This window comes from Desulfovibrio sp. (assembly GCF_035644575.1).
GTDB lineage: Bacteria > Desulfobacterota > Desulfovibrionia > Desulfovibrionales > Desulfovibrionaceae > Desulfovibrio.
Map to the genome: position 1 here is coordinate 1 of NZ_DASQOG010000229.1, position 21,668 is coordinate 21,668.

A 21,668-nucleotide genomic window follows, 5' to 3' on the forward strand; every position below is an offset into this window, starting at 1 on the left:
AAGCAGAATGAAAATCGCTAATAAGCTGTGTTGCCGCTGGCGTAGCTCAACTGGCAGAGCAGCTGATTTGTAATCAGCAGGTTGCGGGTTCGAGTCCCATCGCCAGCTCCACAAGAAGCTGAACGAAGATCGGACTTTCCGACTTTTCGGCAAGAGTGGAGGGGTTCCCGAGTGGCCAAAGGGAACAGACTGTAAATCTGTCGTCGTAAGACTTCGGTGGTTCAAATCCACCCCCCTCCACCACCACTTTTCCGTCGCCAAATACTGGACGGTTGGTGGCTGGTTTGAATAAACTGCCTTGGCTGTAGGAGACAGGAAGCCTGTCGGGGAACTACGGTAGCGTGCGGGAATAGCTCAACGGCTAGAGCATCAGCCTTCCAAGCTGAGGGTTGCGGGTTCGAATCCCGTTTCCCGCTCCAAAATCCTGCCTGAATCCGCCTCCCCCTCAGTCATCTTGTCCGCCAATGCACGTTCCCTGGTGTCCAGGGACTGAATGCGGATAGCGGGCCGCCCAACGGAACTTCCCACTGCCGCAGCCGTTACGCGAGGAGCAGGCGTTACAGCTCTACGAATTCAATAGAATTTAGTAACGCAGGTAAAACGCAAACATTTTTTTCTCCAGGGAGACGTACAATGGGCAAGGAAAAATTTGAACGCAAAAAGCCCCATGTAAACATTGGCACCATCGGCCACATCGACCATGGCAAGACCACCCTTACCGCCGCCATCACCAAGATCGCCGGCCTGAAGGGCTCGGGCAAGTTCATTTCGTATGACGAAATCGACAAGGCCCCCGAAGAAAAGGAACGCGGCATCACCATTTCCACCGCACACGTGGAATACGAAACCGCCAACCGTCACTACGCCCACGTTGACTGCCCCGGCCACGCCGACTACATCAAGAACATGATCACCGGCGCTGCTCAGATGGACGGCGGTATCATCGTTGTGGCCGCCACCGACGGCCCCATGCCCCAGACCCGTGAGCACATCCTGCTTGCCCGTCAGGTCGGCGTGCCCCAGCTCGTGGTGTTCCTGAACAAGTGCGATCTGGTTGACGACGAAGAACTGCTGGAACTCGTGGAACTTGAAGTTCGCGAACTGCTCTCCAGCTATGACTTCCCCGGCGATGACGTTCCGGTTATCCGCGGTTCCGCCCTCAAGGCTCTGGAATGCGATAACCCCGACGCGCCCGAGGCCAAGTGCATTCTTGACCTTCTGCAGGCTTGCGACGACTTCATTCCCGAACCGCAGCGCGACATCGACAAGCCCTTCCTGATGCCCATCGAAGACGTGTTCTCCATCTCTGGCCGTGGTACTGTTGTTACCGGTCGTGTGGAACGCGGTATTCTGAAGGTCAGCGACGAAGTGGAAATCGTGGGTATCAAGCCCACCCAGAAGACCATCTGCACCGGCGTGGAAATGTTCCGCAAGCTGCTTGACCAGGGTCAGGCTGGCGACAACATCGGCGCCCTGCTTCGCGGCACCAAGCGTGACGACGTGGAACGCGGCCAGGTTCTTGCCGCTCCCAAGAGCATCACGCCCCACAAGAAGTTCAAGGCTGAAGTGTACGTTCTCTCCAAGGAAGAAGGCGGCCGTCATACCCCGTTCTTCTCTGGCTACCGTCCTCAGTTCTACTTCCGTACCACTGACATCACCGGCATCATCAACCTGCCCGAAGGCGTGGAAATGGTTATGCCTGGCGATAACTCCCAGTTTATCGTTGAACTCATCGCCCCCATCGCCATGGAATCCGGTCTGCGCTTCGCCATCCGCGAAGGTGGCCGCACCGTTGGCTCCGGTGTGGTGACAGAAATCATCGAGTAGCATATGCGAGTTAATATCATACTGGCCTGCACCGAGTGCAAGCGCCGCAACTACAGCACCCGGAAGAACAAGAAAAACACTACCGGTCGGCTGGAAATGAAAAAGTATTGTCCCTGGGATAAGAAGCACACAGTGCATCGCGAAACCAGGTAAAATAAACTTCCGCCGGGGGGCGATAAGCCCCCCGGACGGTGTGCAGGGCAGTAGCTCTAACGGCTAGAGCGGCGGTCTCCAAAACCGCATGTTGGGGGTTCGAATCCCTCCTGCCCTGCCATTTTTTATCTCCGGATTACACCATGGCAAAAAAACAAGCTCAAGCTGCCGACCTTAAGGCGGACAAAGGCCCGAATCCAGTCGTACGGTTTACTCGCTACGTTGAGGACGCCAAGGCCGAATTGCGCAAGGTCACCTGGCCTACGTTGCAGGAAACGCGCAAAGCCACCTTGGCTGTTTTGGGCTTTGTAGCCGTGATGGCTGTCATCCTGGGGCTGGTGGACTTTGGTCTGTCTTCCCTGATCAAGACCCTATTGTCCTGAAGGCCGATATGAAAGACCCTGTTATCGACGAAACTTCCGAGCTCTGCAAAAAAGCTCGCTGGTACATCGTGCACACCTACTCGGGTTTCGAGCAGCGTGTGCAGAAGACCATTAACGAGTTGCGCCGCACCGGGCAGGATGAAGGGCTTATTGAGGAAGTTGTTGTTCCCACTGAAAAGGTTATTGAACCTACCAAGGGTGGACAGCAGCGCACCTCTACGCGCAAGTTCTATCCCGGGTATGTCATGGTGCGTATGACCATGACGGATCTTTCCTGGCATCTGGTACAGTCCATCCCCAAGGTCACCGGCTTTGTGGGCGGCAAAAACCGTCCTACCCCAATGCGTGAGAGTGAAGCACAGCGCATTCTCACCCTGATGGAGTCTCGCCAGGAAACGCCAAGGCCCAAGTTCAACTTTGACCGCGGCGACGAAGTACGCGTTATTGAAGGGCCGTTTGGCGGCTTCAATGGCGTTGTGGAAGACGTCAACTACGACAAGGGGAAACTGCGCGTTTCCGTTTCCATTTTTGGTCGTCAGACCCCTGTGGAACTGGATTTCGTGCAGGTATCCAAAGGTTAATGACTTGCCCCCCGCGCGACAGGGCTTTGCCTTGAACTGCGCGAGCAGCGATGAAGGATAACTCAAATGGCCAAGAAAGAAGTTGCCAAAATCAAACTGCAGATCCCCGCTGGCGCGGCTAACCCCTCGCCGCCGGTTGGTCCTGCCCTCGGTCAGCACGGCCTGAACATCATGGGTTTCTGCAAGGAATTCAATGCCCGCACCATGGAACAGAAGGGCACGATCATTCCTGTGGTCATCACCGTGTACGCCGACCGCTCTTTCACCTTCATCACCAAGACCCCCCCGGCCTCGGTGCTGATCATGAAAGCCGCCAAGATCGAAAAAGGTTCCGGCGAACCCAACCGTAACAAGGTTGGTAGCCTGAGCATGGCGCAGATTGAAGAAATCGCCAAGCTGAAGCTGCCCGATCTGAATGCTGCAAGCATTGAGTCTGCGGTGAAGTCCATTGCTGGTACCGCTCGCAGCATGGGCATTGACGTTAAGTAAGGCCTATTTTAAAGCCGTGAGCGCCCAAGGGCGCTCGTTGCATATACGGCACATTGGTCTTACGGCTGCAAGAGCTTTAAAATGCTTGGCAGCCATCGTTGAAATCAATTGTACTGCCGCCTTTGCGCAAGACAAAGTTCGGCAGGAGATGCAAAACGAAAGGATTATCTCATGCCCAGACATGGCAAGAATTTCCGCAAGGCGCTTGAAGGTAGCAACCTTCAGGAACGCTTCAGCATTGAAGACGCCATCAGCAAATCGCTTGGCGCTTCCTTTGCCAAATTTGACGAGACAGTTGACGTGGCCGTGCGCCTCGGCGTTGACCCCAAATACTCCGACCAGATGGTTCGCGGCGCTGTGACCCTGCCCCACGGGCTTGGCAAGACCGTTCGCGTGGCCGTGTTCTGTAAGGGCGAAAAGCAGGCAGAAGCCCGCGAAGCCGGTGCAGACGTTGTGGGCGCCGAAGACCTGGTCGCCAAGGTCAAGGAAGGCTGGCTCGAATTTGACGCCGCCGTGGCTACCCCCGACGTTATGGCTCTTGTGGGCCAGATCGGTCGCGTGCTTGGCCCCCGTGGCCTTATGCCCAACGCCAAGACCGGCTCCGTCACTTTTGATGTGACCAAGGCCGTTACCGAACTTAAGGCCGGTCGCGTGGACTTCAAGGTTGACAAGGCTGGCGTGCTGCATGCCCCCCTTGGCAAGGTCTCCTTTGGTCCCGAAAAGATTCTGGGCAACCTCAAGGCCCTGCTTGACGCCGTGAACCGCCTTAAGCCTTCCGCCGCCAAGGGCAGCTACATGCTCTCCATGGCAGTGTCCACCACCATGGGCCCTGGCTTCAAGGTTGACATGACTCAGGTTAAAAAATTTCTTGAGGGCTAAGCTCTCAAGGCTGTGGGCGCGCTGTATGTCAGTGCGCCCACAATCTGTCTAAGGATACGGAATTCGAGTCGAAGACGACAGGTGGGCGCAAGCTCTTAATATCCTGTCCAGACACTTCTTCTTTGGCTCGGCATTCCACCTGGCAACCCCGAACGTGAGAGGTATCACGTGAACAGGTCTGGAAAAGCCGTAATTATTGAAGCCGTTAAGGCCCGCGCCGACAAGGCTTCTTTTGCGGTTATCACGGACTTCAAGGGCATGACGGTGGAAGAGCTGACGAACCTGCGCGTTTCTCTGCGTAATGCAGGCGGCGAATATCTCGTCGTTAAAAACACGCTTGCCCGTATTGCTCTGACCGACGGTACGCACAACGCTATCAAGGATAATTTCCATGATAACTGCGGCGTAGCCTTTGGGTTCGATGACCCCGTGGCGGTGGCCAAGGCGCTCAGCGATTTTGCCAAGCAAAGCAAGCTCTTTGAGCTTCGCTGCGCCAGCCTGGACGGCAAGGCTATGGATGCCGCCCAGATTGACGCACTGGCCAAGCTGCCCGGAAGGGAACAGCTCCTCGGTCAGTTGCTCGGCACCATGAACGCCGTGCCCACCAACTTTGTTTCGCTGTTCGCCAACGTGGTGCGTGGTCTGCTTTATGCCCTCAAGGGCATCGAAGATCAGAAATCCAACGCCGCATAGCAAGCAACCATCGAATTATTTGCACTAAAGCCAAAGATCAGGAGACTTATCATGGCCGTTACCAAAGAAGAAGTTGTTGAATTTATCTCCAATATGACCGTTCTCGAACTTTCTGAGTTCATCAAGGAACTCGAAGAAAAGTTCGGCGTTTCCGCCGCTGCGCCTGCCGCCGCCATGATGATGGCTGCCCCCGCTGCCGCCGCTGAAGCCGCTGAAGAAAAGACCGAGTTCGACGTTATCCTGAAGGAAGCTGGCGCCAACAAGATCGGCGTCATCAAGGTTGTGCGCGCTCTGACCAGCCTGGGCCTCAAGGAAGCCAAGGAAAAGGTTGACGGCGCCCCCGCTACCCTGAAGGAAGGCGTGTCCAAGGAAGAAGCTGAAGATGCCAAGAAGCAGCTGACCGAAGCCGGCGCCACCGTCGAAGTGAAGTAAGTTCGGTTTATACCGTGCTTTTGAGGCGGAACCTTAGGGTTCCGCCTTTTTTTATTGCCTTCTACAAGGCGCTGGAGCTGCTTCACAGATGCCTGATATCTGCCAATCTCTTTCACCTTCAGCCCGACCTCTCAAACACTTTGCCTCAGTATGCATGGTCATCACCAGCAAGTCAGGCTTTGGTGCAAAGCCCGCAGCCTGCAACGAAGCCGCGTTCCATCTGTTTTCTGGATAGTTCCCAGCATTCCCCCAGGCGAAGGCTCAATGCAATCTCGCCTACGAAGACCTGTCGATAGCGCAAATAGCGCAGCAGACATCGTGACACCTGCATTTTGCGGCGACAGGTATCCAGCCTCTAATCAATACATACAGCCCCTAACCTCACTGACAGCCTGACCTGAAATGTCAGCCGCTAAGTGATTATGTCACGCTGCGTGCAACAAACACACAGTCTTTCCATTCTTACTCCTTCCCACCCTTGGTTTAGCTGCTACAGCATCCTTTCCGCTCGTCCTTACCCTGCGTTTCCCATGTTGTGCCAAGATTCACGTTCTCGACACGTCCTCTATGCGTTGCATTGGCGTTGGCTGCATAAGAAATAAACGCATCTCTTTTCCAACTGACCGATCTCACACAATTTCATACCAATACCGTATACTTAAGCAGGATGACACCTTGGTTTCGATCTCAGGTGTGAGCTTCGACACATTTGCCCGAATTTACGTGTAAAAAATATTATCATAACAATTTGAAATATATTAATTTTATTTGGCATCTACTTTGCAATATGTGTAAAAATTCCCAAGCTCAACAATTTACCCATGCAAAGGAGAATACTATGGCTGATTCTTCCTCCTTCGAAGCGCTGAATCCATATCAAATGTGCGACAAGGCGGCTGCTGTCATGGAGGGCAAGGCGCTCAAGCCAGCCCGCAAGGCTTTTCTGCTTGCTGTCATGGCAGGTGTGTTTATCGGTCTGGGCTTTGTTTACTGCGCCATAGCCAACGCAACCGGCGCGGGCAAAATTGTGGGTGGGCTGGTGTTCAGCCTGGGCCTCATGCTGGTTGTTGTTCTGGGCGCGGATCTGTTCACCTCCACGACCATGACGCTTATTCCCCGTGCCAGCGGCAAGATCAGCTGGGGGCAGATGTTCTCCAACTGGGGTGTAGTTTACGCAGGCAATTTTTTGGGCAGCATCTTTCTTGTGGCGTTGATCCTGCTCAGCGGTCATCCGTGGGAAAATGGCGGCAGCATCGCGCTGTTCTACATCAACACCACAGAGCACAAACTCACCCACACCTTTATTGAAGCGCTTTTTCTTGGGGCCATGTGCAATCTGATGGTCTGCCTGGGCGTGTGGATGAGCTACGCCGGGCGCTCTCTCTTCGACAAAATGATCGCCTGTCTGTTCCCTGTGGGGCTCTTCATTGCCTGCGGCTTTGAGCACAGCGTGGCGAACATGTTCATGATCCCCATCGGCATTCTGTGCAGCAACATGATGCCCCCCGAAGTGGCCGCCAAGCTGGCCGATCCCGCGCACATCGCCTCTGTGCTGAACTGGCAGAACTTCATCTTCAAGAACCTCATTCCTGTGACGCTGGGCAACATCCTCGGCGGCGGCGTTTTTGTGGGGCTTTTCCACTGGCTCATCTACCTGAAGCACGGTCACGACGACCATCAGGCTGCTGCCAAGCCCGTTTCGCAAAAGCAGTCCCCCACCATCGGCTAAAATGTCGAAGCTGTCGAAGCACTTCGTCAAAAGTGTCAAACACAGCTTTATGGATGCCCCGCCGCACGGACAGCGGGCAGATATATTCCCCAAAATGCGCATGAATACTGGGTTTGTGCATAATGGCACGTATTCTGCTGAACAGGGGCCATTATCACGATCCCTTGCGTAACGAGGAAGGTTATGAACCATTTCATTTTTGCGGACCCGGTCAAGTGCATCGGCTGCAATACCTGCATGGCGGCATGTTCGCTGGCGCATGAGCAGCAGGGGTTGCTCAGCAGGCCCCGGCTTGAGGTCATGCGCTACGGCAACGGCACAGCGCCGGTGAGTTGCCGCCATTGCGAAGACATGCCCTGCGCCAAAGTCTGCCCGGTGAACGCCATCACGGCCACGGGGCATTCGGTGCACATCAACGAAAGCAACTGCATTGGTTGCAAACTGTGCGGCCTGGCCTGTCCTTTTGGGGCCATTGCCCCCGCTGCCGACAGACCAGCCGGACACCCGGAGGTGTACGAGCATTACGTGCCGGAAGAAGAACTGGCCGACGCTCCGGGCAGCAATTACTCCATGCCGCCTTTTCTGGCCTGGAATGTGGGCCGCCGCACCGTCGCCGTAAAGTGCGACCTCTGCTACTTCTGCTCGCGCCCGGCCTGCGTGGAGGCTTGCCCCACCATGGCTTTGCAGCTTGTGGATGAAAAAACGCTGGCGGAACTGCAAAATAGCAAACGTGTTGCCGCGCTTGAGCAGGAAAAACACGACGATGATGCCGCCCCGGCGGCAATAACCATGTCGGGGGTGCAGCATGCGTGATCCACTTGAAATCCTGCTTTGGGCTGTGCTGGCCTACATGGCAGGTGGCGTGCTTTCCCTGCTGCTTGGCCGCAATGAACGGGCCGCCATCACCATTAACGGACTCTTTGGCGCGCTTGGCGGCGCACTTGGGCTGTATGCGGTTTTGCCCTTTTTGCTGCAACGCGCTGATGCCCTCAACCATGTGTACGCGGGGCCGTTCCCCTTTGCGCATCTGGCCGTGCGGCTGGATATGCTGGGAGCCTTCATGACGGGCGTCATCTCCCTGCTGGCGGTTGCCGCTTCCATCTATTCCATTGCCTATGTGCGGGAATACGAAGGCAAGGGCGCGTCAGCCATGGGATTTTTCATGAACACCTTCATCGCCTCCATGGTGGCGCTGATGGTCATGGACAACGCCTTCTACTTTATCATCTTTTTTGAAGTCATGTCGCTTTCTTCCTACTTTCTGGTCATTGCCGATCAGGAAAGCGAAGCCGTCAGCGCTGGCTTGCTCTACTTTTTCATCGCGCATGCCGGCTCTGTGCTGATCATGGCTTCATTCTTCATCATGTACTGCCATACGCCCAACAACAGCCTTGATTTTGCGGCCTTCCGTCAGGCGCAGATTTCGCCTGCCATGGCCTCAATCGCCTTCTTGCTGGCATTTTTTGGCTTCGGCGCAAAGGCGGGCATGCTGCCCCTGCACGGCTGGTTGCCCAGGGCGCACCCGGCTGCTCCCTCGCACGCCTCGGCCATGATGTCTGGCGTGATGGTCAAAATCGGCGTGTTCGGCATCATCAAGGTGGGCGCAGACCTGCTGGGCGGCGTGGATATGCCTGTCTGGTGGGGTGTTGTGGTGCTGACCTTCGGCGCTGTTTCGTCCGTGCTGGGCGTTATGTACGCCTTGGCGGAACACGACATCAAACGCCTGCTTGCCTACCACACGGTTGAAAACGTGGGCATCATCCTCATGGGCGTGGGCGTGGGCCTCATGGGTCTTGCCCTCAAAAACCCGCTGCTGGCCGCTCTGGGCTTTCTGGGCGCGCTCTATCACCTGCTGAACCATGCCGTGTTCAAGGGCCTGCTGTTCCTCGGCGCTGGCGCCATCATCTACAAGGTGCACACCAAGGACATGGAAAAGATGGGCGGCCTTGGCAAGCGCATGCCGCGCACGGCTCTGGCCTTTCTGGTTGGCTGCATGGCCATTTCGGCCCTGCCGCCCCTCAATGGTTTTGTCAGTGAATGGTACACCTATCAGGGCCTTGTGAGCATCAGCCAGCATTCGTCCGCCATTGCCCGCCTTTCCGGCCCTGTGGCAATCGTGATGCTGGCCATCACCGGCGCATTGGCCGCCATGTGTTTTGTAAAGGTGTACGGCATCAGCTTTTGCGGGCAGGCGCGCAGCGCCAAGGCTGCGGAAGCCACGGAAGTTCCCGCTGCCATGACGTTTTCCATGCTCGGGCTGGCCGCGCTGTGCGTGGTGCTGGGCGTGGGCGCGGCCTACGTGGCCCCTGTCATCAGCGCCGTGGCCGACTCTCTCGCCGCTGGTCAGCAACACTTTGAAGCCGTGCGGCAGGGTGTGCTTGTTCCCGGCGCGGATGCCGCCACCGGGCTTTCGCCCACTCTGGTGATGCTCCTGCTGCTGGGCGGCATGCTGCTGCCCGTACTGCTCTTTATGGTTGGCAAGGCCGACCGCCTGCCCATGCGCCGCAAAAACGATCCATGGGCCTGCGGGTATGGCTACGAAGAACGCATGGCCCTTTCTGCCGGCAGCTTTACCCAGGGTCTGCGCCATGTGTTTGCGGGGCTTTACCGCCTGCGTCAGGCGCTTGATCCGGCCCCGGCCATGTCGCGTGCGCTTGATTCGGTCATCCGTACCGCCCGGCGTGTGGAACCCATGTGGGACGACGGCATTCTTGCCCGCATCGTCCGCGCCGTGCAAAAAATCGGCATATGTGTGCAGCGGCTGCAGCAGGGCGATTTCCGCCTCTACTGCCTGTATATCATCATCGCGCTTATCGCGCTGCTTCTCATCAAAGCCGCCTAGGGGGAATCATGTTTACCATGCAATTCTTGTCCTGGCCGGTATCCCTGCTGCTGGCCGCAGCGCAGACCTTGCTTCTGCTTTTGCTGGCCCCTCTGCTGTCCGGCATTTCGCGTAAAATCCGGGCCAGAATGCACTCGCGTCTCGGCCCTCTGGGTGCCGCAGGCGTGTTGCAGGACTACCGTGACCTGGCCAAACTCATGACCCGGCAGGAAGTGGCCCCTGCGCAGTCGGGCATCATTTTCAGAATCATGCCCTTTGTGCTCATTGCCAGCGCAGCGGCCATCGCCATGACGCTGCCCCTGATCGTGGCCAGCTCCCAGATGGTGAGCGCGGCGGATCTGATAACCCTGCTGTATCTTTTCGCTCTTTACCGTTTTTTCTTCGCCCTTTCCGGGCTGGATTCCGGCAGCCCCTTTGCGGGCATGGGCGCAAGCCGCGAAATGCTGTTGGGCGTGCTGGTGGAACCTGTGCTCATGCTGGCCCTGCTGGTGGCGGCTCTTATTGCGGGTTCGACCAACCTTGGCATCATCAGCGAGATATTCCGCCAGAACTGGGGCGGATCCATGCCCACGGCGGCGGCACTGGCCATGGTGGCCTGCGCCTTTGCCGTGTTTATTGAAATGGGCAAGATCCCCTTTGACTACCCCGAAGCGGAACAGGAACTTCAGGAAGGCCCGCTGACCGAATATTCCGGCCCCGGCCTGGCCATGGTCTGCCTTGGCGTGAAGTTCAAGCAGGCGGTTGTGGCCAGCGTGTTCATCAGCGTGTTTCTGCCCTTTGGCAATGTAACGCCCGAGAGCCTGAGCCTTGTATCCGTGCTTACCGCCACAGTCATATTCGTTCTGAAGCTGCTGGTCATCTTTGTGCTGGCCTCGCTGTACGAAAACAGCCTTGCCCGTGGGCGCTTTTTGCTGACCCCGCGCGTCACCTGGTCCGGTTTTGGCGTGGCGGCCCTGGCATTCGTCTTTTACTTCAGCAAGCTCTAGGGCGTCGAGGAAGAAGTCATGGATAAAATTGCACTGGCAACAATCCTGATACCGTTCATCGGCGCGTTGCTCGCCGCCTGTTTGCCGTACCGCGCGGCACGGGCGCTGGCGCTGGTGGTTGCCCTTGCCGCTTCGGCAGGCAGCGCGGCCCTTGGCCTGGCATACTTCAACGCAGGTATGCCCGAAAACTGCACATTCAGCCTTGTGAGTTACAACTCCGCCATGTTTGGCGGGGCTGGGCACACAGTGGAAATATTCGGCGTACTCATCGACAGGGTAAGCACGCTTATCTGTTTTGCCGTGGTTTTTCTCGGTTTTCTGGTGGTGCTGTACTCCACAGCCTACCTGACCAAGGGCAACCGCGAGCATCCGCACGAAGGCACCACCCGCTTTTACGCCATCATGCTGGCCTTTATCGGCGCCATGGCAGGGCTTACGCTGTCCTCCACCCTCTTTGGCCAGCTGCTGTTCTTTGAAATCACCGGCGGCTGCTCGTGGGGGTTGATCGGTTACTACCAGACGCCCAAATCGCTGCGCTCGGCCATGAAGGCCCTGCTGGTGACCCACCTTGGCGCTCTGGGCCTGTATGTGGCTGCGGCATGGCTGTTCCATGAAACAGGCTCCTTCGCCCTTTCCGGGATTGCCGGGCTTGGCGACACCGCCAAGATCATCGTCGTGGGCGGCGTACTCTTTGCGGCCTGGGGCAAGTCCGCCCAGATTCCCATGCATATGTGGCTGCCCGACGCCATGGAAGCGCCCACCCCGGTGAGCGCCTATCTGCACGCAGCATCCATGGTCAAGGTGGGCGTGTTCATCTTTGCCCGCGCCGTCATGGCCGCCGGGGACATCCCCCCGGTTGTTGGTCAGGTGGGCATGGTCATGGCCGTGATAACCCTTATCTACGGCTTCATCATGTACCTGCCGCAGACAGACATGAAGCGTCTGCTGGCCTATTCCACCATCACCCAGCTTTCGTACATCTTCTTTGCCATTTCTCTGGCCGCCCTGTGCACGGACCCGGTTCTGCGCAATACGGTGCTGCTGTTTGGCGCGATCGCCTACATCTTCAACCACGCTTTTGCCAAGAGCCTGTTTTTCCTTGTTGCTGGCGCGCTCAGCTACACATGTGGCACGCGTACCCTCACCCAGTTGCAGGGAATCCTGTCACGCCTGCCTCTGCTGGGCGTGGGCTTTTGCGTGGCGGCACTGGCCATCACCGGCGTGCCGCCGCTCAATGGCTTTTTCAGCAAGTACCCCATCTTCACCACCGGTTTCGCCCTTGGCTCAACCCACTGGCTGGTGCTGGTGCTGACGGTGCTGGTCATGATCGAATCCGTGGGCAGCTTTGCCTGGTTCCTCTACTGGTTCGGCAAGACTGTTCCCGGCAAACCCTCTGAGGTTGTGGCCCAGGCGCAGCCTGTGCCTGCCGCCATGAAGCTGGTGCTGGCCATCCTTGTTTTCATGTCGTTCTGTTCCAGCATCATGGCCGTTTACTGGTTGAACCACGGAGGCTAAGCATGTTGAGTTCAAGCATAATCATCAACAATCTCGCGGGGCTTCTGGTGGTCACATCCCTGATGGTGGTCACCTGCAAAAAAGCCACAACATCCGCCTTGCTGTACGCTGTGCAGTCTGCCGTGCTGGTGCTTTCGTTCATAGCGCTGGGCGGCCTGATGCAGGCGCACGAGCTGTATACCTGGGCCGGAACCGCCGTTCTGACCAAGGTCATCCTTGTGCCGCTGATAATGTACAAGGCCCTCGGCAAGATGAGCGACCCGGAAGCGCAGGGAATGGTCATTCCCACATCTGTGGTCGTCATACTGTCAGCCGTTCTGCTGCTCTTGTGCCACTTTGTGGTGAGCACGGTTCAGGTGCCCATCATCACCCAGCACGGGCTTGAACCTGTACTGGCCGTATCGCTCGGTCACTTCATGATCGGCGTTATGTGCATTGTGGTGCAGCGCAACATCATCAAGCAGATATTCGGCTATTGCCTGATGGAAAACGGCGCGCACATGACCCTGGCCCTGCTGGCCAATCAGGCCCCGCATCTTGTGGAAATAGGCATTTCCACAGACGCCATCTTCGCGGTTATCATCATGGTTTACATGGTGCGCCGCATCTTCACCACCATGAACACGCTGCGCGCGCATGATCTTTCCGCGCTGAAGGGGTGAGCCATGAATGTCATGACCAACAGCAACCCCATGCTTTTTTACCTGCTGCTCGCCGCGCCATTGATCACGTCGCTGCTGTGCTTTGCCTGCGCATTCTGCGGGCGAGGCATACGCGCCGTTGTCAACATCATTAATACGGCAGGCTGTGCGGCCCTTCTGGTCACGGCCTACGGACTTGTAAGCAGTGTATATGAGCATGGCGCTCTTTTTGCCGCCGGCAAGTGGCTGTACCTCGACAGCCTTTCAGCCATGTTTCTGGCCGTGCTGGCCGTGCTTGGCACCATAACCGGCCTTTATTCCTACGGATACATGAAGCAGGAAGTGGATCACGGCGAAGTCTCCGTGCCCACGCTCTGCAACTATTACGGTTTTTTCCACCTGTTCATCTTCACCATGGTTTCGGTGATTACCACCAACAACCTGATCCTCATGTGGGCTGGCGTGGAAGCCACTACCCTGGCCTCGGCCTTTCTGGTGGGCATTTACGGGCAGAATTCCTCGCTTGAAGCAGCCTGGAAGTACATTGTCATCTGCACCGTGGGCGTGGCCTTTGGCCTCTATGGTACGGTACTGGTGTACTCCAACGCCTCGGCGGCCATGACTGCCCAGGGGCTCGACCCCTCGGACGCCATTTTCTGGACCGAAGCCCTGCGCTATGCGGACGGCCTTGACCACACCCTCATGTACCTGGCCTTTGTGTTCGTGCTGATCGGCTTTGGCACCAAGGCCGGGCTGTTCCCCATGCACGCATGGTTGCCCGATGCCCACAGCGAAGCCCCAAGCCCCACCAGCGCCCTGCTTTCCGCCGTACTGCTCAAGGCGGCCATGCTGGTCATCCTGCGCTACTACATCCTTATCAGCCGCAGCATCTCAAGCACTGTGCCGCAAAACATGCTGCTGGTTTTCGGCCTGCTCTCCATACTTGTGGCCGCGTTCAGCATGATCTCGCAAAACGACATCAAGCGCCGCTACGCCTATTGCAGTGTTGAAAACATGGGCATCATCGCCGTGGGCCTTGGTTTTGGCGGCCCGCTGGGCATCTTTGCCGCCCTGTTCCACGTCATCAGCCACAGCCTTGCCAAAGGTCTGGTGTTCTGCGTGTCGGGCAATGTGCTGCTCAAGTACGGCACGCGCGACATGGCCACCGTGCGCGGCATGCTCAAGGTCATGCCTGTTTCTGCCGTGTTTCTGGCAGCGGGAACCCTGGCTCTGGGCGGCCTGCCGCCGTTCAGCGTGTTCCTGAGCGAATTCATGGTGGTCGTTTCCGGCATCACCGCCGGTCATATGTATCTGGTTGCGGCTCTGGCCGTGCTGCTCATGATCGCTCTGGGTGCGCTGGTGCATCTGGTGGCGGTGACGCTCTCCGGTCAGGCGCCGGAATCCATCGCCAGAGGCGAACAGGGCAGCATGACCCTCATCCCCGCCGCTGTGCTGCTGGGCCTGCTGCTTGTTATGGGCACCTGCACGCCCGCCCCGGTGGTGAACATGCTCAACGCAGCCACCAGCATTGTGCTGGATAAAAATACCGCCACTGCCCAGGTGCAGCCCGCCCTGCGCGACATGGTACGCGCCGCCTCCCATGATACGGCGGATGCGGCGGAAGCCGATGCCGCAAAGCAAACTTCTTCCCGTCAGGAGATATAACGTGAGCACGACCACGGAACAGACCCAACACCCCGCCAGCGGCAATCGCGGCGCCGGGTATGTGGCAAACGTGCGGCAGCGCTTTCCCTATGCTGTTCTTGATGAAGAACGGCAAACCAGCAACCAGCTCACCATCACGGTCAAGCTGGAGGCTCTGCCCGATGTTGTTTCCTATCTTTATTACGATCAGGGCGGCTGGCTGCCAGTGGTTTTTGGCAACGACGAACGCACGCTCAATGGCAGCTTTGCCATCTACTACGCCCTTTCCATGGAAGAAGGCGAAAAATGCTGGATAGTTGTGCGCGCCTTTGTGGACGCCGACCGGCAGGAGTTCCCTTCCGTAACAGCCAGGGTGCCCGCCGCCGTGTGGGGCGAGCGCGAAATCCGCGACATGTACGGGCTTACCCCTGTGGGCCTGCCCGATGCGCGCCGTCTGGTGCTGCCCGACGACTGGCCGGACAACCTGCACCCCCTGCGCAAGGACTGCATGGACTACCGCCAGCGCCCTGCGCCCACCACGGACACGGAAACCTACGATTTCATCAACGAGCTGGGCAGCGAGAAAAACCGCATTCTTCCCATTGGCCCCATGCACGTCACTTCTGACGAACCTGGGCACTTCCGCCTGTTCGTTGACGGCGAAAACGTGGTGGATGCCGACTACCGCATGTTCTATGTGCACCGTGGCATGGAAAAAGCCGCAGAAGTGCGCATGGGCTACCATGAAATCACCTTTCTGGCCGAGCGCGTGTGCGGCATCTGCGGCTATGCCCACAGCATCGCCTACGCCAACTCGGTGGAAAACGCCCTGGACATCAACGTGCCCATGCGCGCCCGCTGGATACGCACCCTGCTGCTCGAGGCAGAGCGCCTGCACAGCCATCTGCTGAACCTCGGCCTTGTCTGCCACTTTACGGGCTTTGACTCCGGCTTTCAGCAGTTCTTCCGCGTGCGTGAAAAATCCATGACCATTGCCGAGCTGCTCACCGGTTCGCGCAAGACATACGGCCTCAACCTTATCGGCGGCATCCGCAACGATATTCTTGCCGATGCGCGCAAAACCACAACTGCCCTGCTCAATTCCATTGAGAAGGAAGTGGCCGAACTGGTGGACATGCTCCTCAGCACCACCAACTTTGAGCAGCGCACCAAGGGTGTGGGCATTCTCGACCGCAAGGTGGCCCGCGACTACAGCCCCGTTGGCCCCATGATTCGCGGCAGCGGCTTTGCACGGGATGTGCGCGCCGACCATCCCTTTGAAGGCTACGCCCATATTCCCGTCAACGTCTTCTCCTTTGACGGCTGCGACATCTTTTCCCGCGCGCTTGTGCGGGTAAAGGAAGTGTTCGACTCCATCGCCCAGTGCCGCTACGTGCTTGACAACATGCCCGGCGGCCCGGTGCTGACCGAAGGCTTCACCTACACGCCCCACAAGTTTGCCCTGGGCTTTACCGAAGCCCCGCGCGGCGAAGACGTGCACTGGAGCATGACCGGCAACAACCAGAAGATCTTCCGCTGGCGCTGCCGCGCGGCCACCTACGCCAACTGGCCGGTGCTGCGCTACGCCCTGCGCGGCAATACGGTTTCTGACGCCGCCCTCATCATCGGCAGCCTTGACCCCTGCTATTCCTGCACAGACCGCGTCACACTTGTGGATGTGCGCAAAAAGAAGGCCAAGACCGTATCGTATCAAGACTTTGAGCAGTACGGCATTGACCGCAAACATTCACCCCTGCCCTGAAGCATGTGGCAAAGCGTATGAAAACCACGAACATTCACCAGAACCGCGCGCGGCAGCGCAGTACGGCCCCCGCCACATGGGCGGCCCGTCATTGCGCCGCTGCGGCGGCCATGCACATGCGCAACATGCTTGAGGAGGCGCTGTCATGCTGAAATTACTCAAAATAGTCCGTGATGCAGGCGAGGTAACGATCAAGTATCCCTTCGCGCCTGCCGAATTCACGCCCACATTCCGTGGCAAGCCGGAATATGATCCCAAACGCTGCATTTCGTGTGCAGCCTGCGCCATCGCCTGCCCGCCCAATGCCCTGACCATCGAAACCGATCTGGAAAAGGGCGTGCGCACCTGGCAGTTCTGCGCCGGACGCTGCATCTTCTGCGGCCGCTGCGAAGAAGTTTGCCCCACCAGGGCTTTGCGCCTCTCGCAGGAGTTTGAACTTGCCGTCATGCGCAAGGACGACCTTTATGAGCGCTGCACCTTCAGCCTGTGCCACTGCCGCCAGTGCGGCACCCCCTTTGCCCCGCAAAAAGAGGTGGACTACGCGCTGGCCCTGACCATGCAGGCTAACGGTATGACAGAAGAAGACCCCGACCAGCGGCGGCAGTTTGAAACCTGCCCCCAGTGCAAGCGCAAGCAGACCCTCGGCCTCAAGCCCCGGCAGGAGGTATAGCCATGTCCGTTGTTCCCTATGCCTACGCGCCCGGTATCTCGCACTACAAAACCGAGCCTGTCAGCGTTGAGGATTCCATAGCCGCGCTCAAGGGAGCGCTTTTGCAGCGCATTCAGCGCTCCGCCTACGTCTACCGCATTGACTGCGGCGGCTGCAACGGCTGCGAAATTGAAATCTTCGCGTCAATCACGTCCATTTTTGATGCCGAACGTTTCGGCATCAAGGTGGTTCCCTCGCCCCGCCATGCGGATATTCTGCTGTTCACGGGCGCAGTTACCCGCGCCATGCGCATGCCCGCCCTGCGCGCCTTCCACAACGCGCCTGACCCCAAGATATGCGTCTCTTACGGCGCATGCGGGTGCAGCGGCGGCATCTTCCACGACATGTATTCCGTGTGGGGCGGCAGCGACAAGATTGTGCCCATTGACGTGTACATTCCCGGCTGCCCGCCAACCCCGCAGGCTACCATCTATGGCTTTGCCATGGCCCTTGGCCTGCTGGACCAAAAGCTCAAGGAACGCAATCACGAGGAATCCGGCGCAGCCGCGCCCGCGCCCCTGCTGCCTGATGCCCCGCTCGACATCCGCGTGCGGATTGAACGCGAGGCGCGTCTGCTGGCTGGCTACCGCCAGGGCAGGGAAATCAGCGACAGGTTCTTCCAGTGCCTTGAGGCCGGGAGCACCGCCGCCCTTGAAGCCAACCTGCAAAAATGGATTCGCGATGCCGAAGACCCCCGCCTGACGGAAATTCTCTTCCGCCTGCGCGAAGTGTTTTTCGACAGCCTGAGCGTTGAGCAGGATCAGGGGATCTGCCATGACTGAGATGGTCAGCTTCCACGCACTGCGGCGAAAGTTTCTGGATACGCAGAAGGATCTTCCCGAGTCTGACGCTACCAAACAGGTCATGTACTACTCCCTTGCCATCGGGCATCACGTGGGGGTTATCGACTGCCTCGTCAACGTGCTGGAATGCCCCAGAGACGCCTATGAAGCATGGGTGGGCCTGCTGCCCGAGGGCGAGGCCCGCCGCAAGATGAACGGCTTGCTGACCTTTGGCGAAATCCATATCGATGCGAACCATGCGGGCATGCTGGGCAAGGCTTTTGGCGAAGCCATGCCCGGCATGGACGAGCCATACAAGGGCTGGAGCGCTGTGCTCATGGAGCAACTGGCCGCCATTCAGCGCGAGCCGGCCCTCTACCTCATGGTGCAACTCCCCCGGAGGATGGAATGACAGCCACCGCCCCCCAAGCCTGCAACGTTGTGCTGACCGTGGGCAACAGCCTTATGGGCGATGACGGCGCAGGGCCGCTTTTGTGCGAACGCATGGAGGCAAACCCTGTGCCGGGCTGGACTGTGGTGGACGGCGGCTCAATGCCAGAAAACGTCACCTACGCGGTCAAAGCCATGAAGCCCCGGCGTCTGCTCATTGTGGACGTTGCCACGTTGGAGCTTGCCCCCGGTGAAATGCGCTTTGTGGACAAGGAACGCATCCGCTCCATGGGCATAGCCAGCACCCACAACATGCCTCTCTCCTTCATTATGGACGAACTGGAACGGGAGATTGAGCAGGTTGTGTTTCTGGGCATCCAGCCGCAGGAAGTGGGCTTTTGCCTGCCGATTACCGATGCCGTGCAACATGCGGTGGAGCGTATCCACTCGGGCCTGGCGGACGGCCTTGGCGACATTCCCTGGCTGGCCTGAAGTTTCGTCAAAAATGACGAAACTGGATAAGTTCAGCTAACCGTCTGGAGTAACAGTGATTGTTATAAATTTCACACGAGTTCACCATTCGACAGTTCGACACTTTTGACGAACAAGCGCGAACACGGTTTTTACAGTAATCGTAACAATACAGAATGCCAGATCATTTTTGCAACATACTGGCATCCTTGTTGCAATTTAACGAATATTGGCCGGCCCCACGCCGAGCCGTAAAACAAGCAAGGGCTTTCTATGAAAAAACGCATAGCGGCCAATCCAGGGCGCTGCATAGGCTGCCGCACCTGTGAGATAGCCTGCGCCCTGGCGCACAGTGAACTGCGTATTGAAGACATGACCGCCTCTGACTTCAAGGCCAGAGTCGCCATCCTGAAGCACGAAGACATCAGCACTCCGGTTGCCTGCCGCCAGTGCGAAGACGCCCCCTGCGCATCGGCCTGCCCCTGCGGGGCCATTGTTGCCGACAGCGAGAGCGTCACCGTGCTGCGGCACAAATGCATAGGCTGCAAGGCCTGCATCATGGCCTGTCCTTACGGGGTCATGCGGGTCACAAGCCACAAGGTGCGCCGCACCGTATGCGGCAAACCGCTGGGATTCAGCCGCAAGGCCTTGGCGCAAAAGTGCGATCTGTGCGCCAGCGTGCCCGAAGGCCCCTCCTGCGTGCGGGCCTGCCCCACCAATGTGTTGTTTGTGGTGGAGGATGAAACAGTGCAGCCCGCGGGAGCAGCAGCATTTCAGTAAGCGAGGTGGTGGTGCTTACGCCGCCTGGCCTCTTATTGAAATACGGCGCAACAAGCCTGCCAGAGCAGCGGAGTGCTCGCCGCTGTTAAAATGAATACAAGAGGTTATCATGAAAAAAGTAATAGAAGTCTGCCCGTACTGCGCTTCGGGCTGCAAGATCAACCTGCTGGTTGAGAATGGCCGCGTGGTTGGCGCAGAAGGCGCCAACGGCCTGACCAATCAGGGGGCCTTGTGCCTCAAGGGTTTGTATGGCTGGGATTTTATCAACGACACCAAGATCCTGACTCCCAGAGTCAAAAACCCCATGATCCGCCGCAAGCGTGGCGGTGAATTCGAGGCTGTCTCCTGGGATACGGCCATCGACTACACGGCATCACGTCTTACGGCCATCAAGGAAGAATTCGGCCCCGATTCCATCATGGTATCCGGTTCTTCCCGCTCCACCGGCAACGAAACCAACTACATAATGCAAAAATTCGCCCGCGCGGCTCTCGGCACCAATAATGTCGACTGCTGCGCGCGGGTCTGACACGGCCCATCAGTTGCAGGTCTGCAACAATCGGTCGGCAATGGCGCAATGAGCAACTCCATTGTGGAGATTGAAGATACTAAATGCTTGTTCATCTTTGGGTGGAATCCGGCAGATTCGCACCCCATTATCGCCCGCCGGGTGGTAAAGGCGAAAGAAAAAGGGGCAACCATCATTGTCTGTGATCCGCGCAAGATTGAAACTGCGCGTATCGCCGACCTGCATGTTCCCCTGAAAAACGGTTCCAACGTGGCCTTCGTCAATGCTTTGATGAACGTCATCATTAACGAGGGACTTGCGGACAAGGAGTTCATAGAAAGGTACACAACGGGTTTTGAAGAACTCAAAGCCATTGTGGACAAATATCCTCCTGAAGCGGTTACGGAAATCACGGGCATTGATGCCGAAACCATCCGCAAGACCGCCCGCATGTATGCCACTGCCCCCGAGGGCGCGGGCATCTATTGGGGCATGGGCGTTTGCCAGTTCTATCAGGGTGTGGAGACCGTACGGGCACTGACCTCCATGGCGCTGATTACCGGCAACATAGGCAAACCCCACACCGGCGTTGCTCCGGTGCGCGGGCAGAACAACGTGCAGGGCGCCTGCGACATGGGCGCGTTGCCCAACGTGTTTGTGGGCTACCAGAGCGTAACAGACCCGGCCATGCGCGAAAAGTTCGCCAAGGCCTGGGGAGTTCCTGTTGAAAAAATGTCCCCCAAGGTGGGGCATTTCCTGAGTGAAGTCGCCGCGAGCGCTTCTGCTGGCAGGCTGAAGGCATTCTACTGCATGGGTGAAGACCCCTTGCAGACAGAACCCGACCTTTCAGGCGTGCGTAGCGGCTTCAGCAAGCTTGACCTGCTCATTGTGCAGGACTGCTTTATGACCAAGACAGCAGCCGTGGCCGACGTGATCTTCCCCACCACCACGTGGGGCGAGCACGAAGGCGTGTACTCGGCTGCCGACCGCGGCTTCCAGCGCTTCTACAAGGCTGTGGAACCGCAGGGCGATGTAAAGGTGGACTGGGACATCATCTGCCGTCTGTCCACAGCCATGGGCTATCCCATGCGCTATAACAACACCAGGGAGATCTGGAACGAGCTGATCTCGCTCTCGCCCAAGTATGCGGAAGCGACCTATGAAAAGCTCGATGCAAACGGCGGGCTCGGCTACATCCAGTGGCCCTGCACCAAGGATGCCCCCAACGGCACCCAGGTGCTTTACGCACAGCCCGACGGCAGCATCAGGTTTGAAACCCCGGACGGCCTGGGCCACCTCTTTACGGTGGAATGGGTCCCGCCTGTGGAAAAAATCAGCTCCGAGTTCCCGCTGGTGCTTTCTACCGTGCGCGAAGTGGGCCACTACTCCTGCCGCTCCATGACAGGCAACTGCAAGGCGCTGGCGGCACTGGCGGACGAACCCGGCTTTGTGCAGATGAACGACAAGGATGC

The 21,668-nt window shown here is 57.9% G+C and carries 23 protein-coding genes and 4 tRNA genes; all 27 read left to right on the forward strand.

Annotated elements, in window-relative coordinates:
• Positions 1-35: 35 nt before the first annotated feature.
• Positions 36-111, forward strand: a tRNA-Thr gene (locus VEZ52_RS12875).
• A gap of 46 nt (positions 112-157) precedes the next feature.
• A tRNA-Tyr gene (locus VEZ52_RS12880) sits at positions 158-243 on the forward strand.
• A 100-nt stretch (positions 244-343) separates the two neighbouring features.
• Positions 344-419 (forward strand) — tRNA-Gly (locus tag VEZ52_RS12885).
• Positions 420-633: 214 nt separating this feature from the next.
• The gene (gene tuf / locus VEZ52_RS12890) at positions 634-1,827 is read left to right on the forward strand and encodes an elongation factor Tu (protein ID WP_298992895.1); all 1,194 of its coding nucleotides are present in this window, start codon (positions 634-636) and stop codon (positions 1,825-1,827) included.
• A 3-nt stretch (positions 1,828-1,830) separates the two neighbouring features.
• A complete protein-coding gene (rpmG, locus tag VEZ52_RS12895; protein WP_008684737.1) occupies positions 1,831-1,980 on the forward strand; it encodes a 50S ribosomal protein L33 in 150 nt (49 codons plus the stop codon).
• Between the two features lie 44 nt (positions 1,981-2,024).
• Positions 2,025-2,101 (forward strand) — tRNA-Trp (locus tag VEZ52_RS12900).
• A gap of 22 nt (positions 2,102-2,123) precedes the next feature.
• Positions 2,124-2,363 (forward strand): preprotein translocase subunit SecE, encoded by a 240-nt coding sequence (secE, locus tag VEZ52_RS12905; protein WP_022658436.1) that lies wholly within the window; start codon positions 2,124-2,126, stop codon positions 2,361-2,363.
• 8 nt (positions 2,364-2,371) lie between these two features.
• A complete protein-coding gene (gene nusG, locus VEZ52_RS12910; protein WP_240824745.1) occupies positions 2,372-2,944 on the forward strand; it encodes a transcription termination/antitermination protein NusG in 573 nt (190 codons plus the stop codon).
• Positions 2,945-3,010: 66 nt separating this feature from the next.
• A complete protein-coding gene (rplK, locus tag VEZ52_RS12915) occupies positions 3,011-3,433 on the forward strand; it encodes a 50S ribosomal protein L11 (protein ID WP_022658434.1) in 423 nt (140 codons plus the stop codon).
• A gap of 171 nt (positions 3,434-3,604) precedes the next feature.
• On the forward strand, positions 3,605-4,312 hold the full coding sequence (gene rplA, locus VEZ52_RS12920; protein WP_324837175.1) for a 50S ribosomal protein L1: 708 nt from the start codon (positions 3,605-3,607) through the stop codon (positions 4,310-4,312).
• Between the two features lie 168 nt (positions 4,313-4,480).
• Positions 4,481-5,005 carry a 50S ribosomal protein L10 gene (rplJ, locus tag VEZ52_RS12925; RefSeq protein ID WP_298992898.1) on the forward strand — a complete coding sequence of 175 codons (525 nt, stop codon included), beginning with the start codon at positions 4,481-4,483 and terminating at the stop codon, positions 5,003-5,005.
• A gap of 51 nt (positions 5,006-5,056) precedes the next feature.
• Positions 5,057-5,437 (forward strand): 50S ribosomal protein L7/L12, encoded by a 381-nt coding sequence (rplL, locus tag VEZ52_RS12930; RefSeq protein ID WP_298992900.1) that lies wholly within the window; start codon positions 5,057-5,059, stop codon positions 5,435-5,437.
• Positions 5,438-6,275: 838 nt separating this feature from the next.
• Positions 6,276-7,166 (forward strand): formate transporter FocA, encoded by an 891-nt coding sequence (focA, locus tag VEZ52_RS12935; protein WP_324837176.1) that lies wholly within the window; start codon positions 6,276-6,278, stop codon positions 7,164-7,166.
• 183 nt (positions 7,167-7,349) lie between these two features.
• Positions 7,350-7,979, forward strand: coding sequence for a 4Fe-4S dicluster domain-containing protein (locus tag VEZ52_RS12940; protein ID WP_324837177.1), 630 nt, complete (start codon positions 7,350-7,352; stop codon positions 7,977-7,979).
• Positions 7,972-10,008: a hydrogenase 4 subunit B gene (hyfB, locus tag VEZ52_RS12945; protein WP_324837178.1), complete on the forward strand. Its 2,037-nt coding sequence runs from the start codon at positions 7,972-7,974 to the stop codon at positions 10,006-10,008. The genes VEZ52_RS12940 and hyfB overlap by 8 nt, the downstream gene beginning before the upstream one ends.
• An 8-nt stretch (positions 10,009-10,016) precedes the next feature.
• A complete protein-coding gene (locus VEZ52_RS12950) occupies positions 10,017-10,994 on the forward strand; it encodes a respiratory chain complex I subunit 1 family protein (protein WP_324837179.1) in 978 nt (325 codons plus the stop codon).
• A gap of 18 nt (positions 10,995-11,012) precedes the next feature.
• Positions 11,013-12,509, forward strand: a complete 1,497-nt coding sequence (locus VEZ52_RS12955; protein ID WP_324837180.1) for a hydrogenase 4 subunit D — start codon at positions 11,013-11,015, stop codon at positions 12,507-12,509.
• A 2-nt stretch (positions 12,510-12,511) separates the two neighbouring features.
• The gene (gene hyfE, locus VEZ52_RS12960; protein ID WP_227117667.1) at positions 12,512-13,171 is read left to right on the forward strand and encodes a hydrogenase 4 membrane subunit; all 660 of its coding nucleotides are present in this window, start codon (positions 12,512-12,514) and stop codon (positions 13,169-13,171) included.
• A 3-nt stretch (positions 13,172-13,174) separates the two neighbouring features.
• Entirely contained in the window at positions 13,175-14,815 is a 1,641-nt protein-coding gene (locus VEZ52_RS12965) for a hydrogenase 4 subunit F (protein ID WP_324837181.1), read from the forward strand.
• A gap of 1 nt (position 14,816) precedes the next feature.
• Entirely contained in the window at positions 14,817-16,556 is a 1,740-nt protein-coding gene (locus VEZ52_RS12970; RefSeq protein WP_324837182.1) for a hydrogenase large subunit, read from the forward strand.
• A 17-nt stretch (positions 16,557-16,573) separates the two neighbouring features.
• Positions 16,574-16,708 (forward strand): hypothetical protein, encoded by a 135-nt coding sequence (locus VEZ52_RS12975; protein WP_324837183.1) that lies wholly within the window; start codon positions 16,574-16,576, stop codon positions 16,706-16,708.
• Positions 16,702-17,226, forward strand: coding sequence for a formate hydrogenlyase complex iron-sulfur subunit (locus VEZ52_RS12980; protein WP_324837184.1), 525 nt, complete (start codon positions 16,702-16,704; stop codon positions 17,224-17,226). Before VEZ52_RS12975 ends, VEZ52_RS12980 begins: the two co-directional genes overlap by 7 nt.
• 2 nt (positions 17,227-17,228) lie before the next feature.
• Positions 17,229-18,047, forward strand: a complete 819-nt coding sequence (locus VEZ52_RS12985) for an NADH-quinone oxidoreductase subunit B family protein (RefSeq protein ID WP_324837185.1) — start codon at positions 17,229-17,231, stop codon at positions 18,045-18,047.
• Entirely contained in the window at positions 18,040-18,459 is a 420-nt protein-coding gene (locus VEZ52_RS12990; protein ID WP_324837186.1) for a formate hydrogenlyase maturation HycH family protein, read from the forward strand. Before VEZ52_RS12985 ends, VEZ52_RS12990 begins: the two co-directional genes overlap by 8 nt.
• A complete protein-coding gene (hycI, locus tag VEZ52_RS12995; RefSeq protein WP_324837187.1) occupies positions 18,456-18,929 on the forward strand; it encodes a hydrogenase maturation peptidase HycI in 474 nt (157 codons plus the stop codon). The genes VEZ52_RS12990 and hycI overlap by 4 nt, the downstream gene beginning before the upstream one ends.
• 252 nt (positions 18,930-19,181) lie before the next feature.
• Positions 19,182-19,688 carry a 4Fe-4S dicluster domain-containing protein gene (locus VEZ52_RS13000; protein ID WP_324837188.1) on the forward strand — a complete coding sequence of 169 codons (507 nt, stop codon included), beginning with the start codon at positions 19,182-19,184 and terminating at the stop codon, positions 19,686-19,688.
• A gap of 109 nt (positions 19,689-19,797) precedes the next feature.
• A partial coding sequence (gene fdhF / locus VEZ52_RS13005; protein WP_324837189.1) for a formate dehydrogenase subunit alpha occupies positions 19,798-21,668 on the forward strand: 1,871 nt, incomplete at its 3' end.

Bases quoted from the DNA above. Each gene is read 5' to 3' on its own strand.
- tuf (WP_298992895.1), top strand. From the start codon at position 634: ATGGGCAAGGAAAAATTTGAACGCAAAAAGCCCCATGTAAACATTGGC.
- rpmG (WP_008684737.1), top strand. From the start codon at position 1,831: ATGCGAGTTAATATCATACTGGCCTGCACCGAGTGCAAGCGCCGCAAC.
- secE (WP_022658436.1), top strand. From the start codon at position 2,124: ATGGCAAAAAAACAAGCTCAAGCTGCCGACCTTAAGGCGGACAAAGGC.
- nusG (WP_240824745.1), top strand. From the start codon at position 2,372: ATGAAAGACCCTGTTATCGACGAAACTTCCGAGCTCTGCAAAAAAGCT.
- rplK (WP_022658434.1), top strand. From the start codon at position 3,011: ATGGCCAAGAAAGAAGTTGCCAAAATCAAACTGCAGATCCCCGCTGGC.
- rplA (WP_324837175.1), top strand. From the start codon at position 3,605: ATGCCCAGACATGGCAAGAATTTCCGCAAGGCGCTTGAAGGTAGCAAC.
- rplL (WP_298992900.1), top strand. From the start codon at position 5,057: ATGGCCGTTACCAAAGAAGAAGTTGTTGAATTTATCTCCAATATGACC.
- focA (WP_324837176.1), top strand. From the start codon at position 6,276: ATGGCTGATTCTTCCTCCTTCGAAGCGCTGAATCCATATCAAATGTGC.
- VEZ52_RS12940 (WP_324837177.1), top strand. From the start codon at position 7,350: ATGAACCATTTCATTTTTGCGGACCCGGTCAAGTGCATCGGCTGCAAT.
- hyfB (WP_324837178.1), top strand. From the start codon at position 7,972: ATGCGTGATCCACTTGAAATCCTGCTTTGGGCTGTGCTGGCCTACATG.
- VEZ52_RS12950 (WP_324837179.1), top strand. From the start codon at position 10,017: ATGTTTACCATGCAATTCTTGTCCTGGCCGGTATCCCTGCTGCTGGCC.
- VEZ52_RS12955 (WP_324837180.1), top strand. From the start codon at position 11,013: ATGGATAAAATTGCACTGGCAACAATCCTGATACCGTTCATCGGCGCG.
- hyfE (WP_227117667.1), top strand. From the start codon at position 12,512: ATGTTGAGTTCAAGCATAATCATCAACAATCTCGCGGGGCTTCTGGTG.
- VEZ52_RS12965 (WP_324837181.1), top strand. From the start codon at position 13,175: ATGAATGTCATGACCAACAGCAACCCCATGCTTTTTTACCTGCTGCTC.
- VEZ52_RS12975 (WP_324837183.1), top strand. From the start codon at position 16,574: ATGAAAACCACGAACATTCACCAGAACCGCGCGCGGCAGCGCAGTACG.
- VEZ52_RS12980 (WP_324837184.1), top strand. From the start codon at position 16,702: ATGCTGAAATTACTCAAAATAGTCCGTGATGCAGGCGAGGTAACGATC.
- VEZ52_RS12985 (WP_324837185.1), top strand. From the start codon at position 17,229: ATGTCCGTTGTTCCCTATGCCTACGCGCCCGGTATCTCGCACTACAAA.
- VEZ52_RS12990 (WP_324837186.1), top strand. From the start codon at position 18,040: ATGACTGAGATGGTCAGCTTCCACGCACTGCGGCGAAAGTTTCTGGAT.
- hycI (WP_324837187.1), top strand. From the start codon at position 18,456: ATGACAGCCACCGCCCCCCAAGCCTGCAACGTTGTGCTGACCGTGGGC.
- VEZ52_RS13000 (WP_324837188.1), top strand. From the start codon at position 19,182: ATGAAAAAACGCATAGCGGCCAATCCAGGGCGCTGCATAGGCTGCCGC.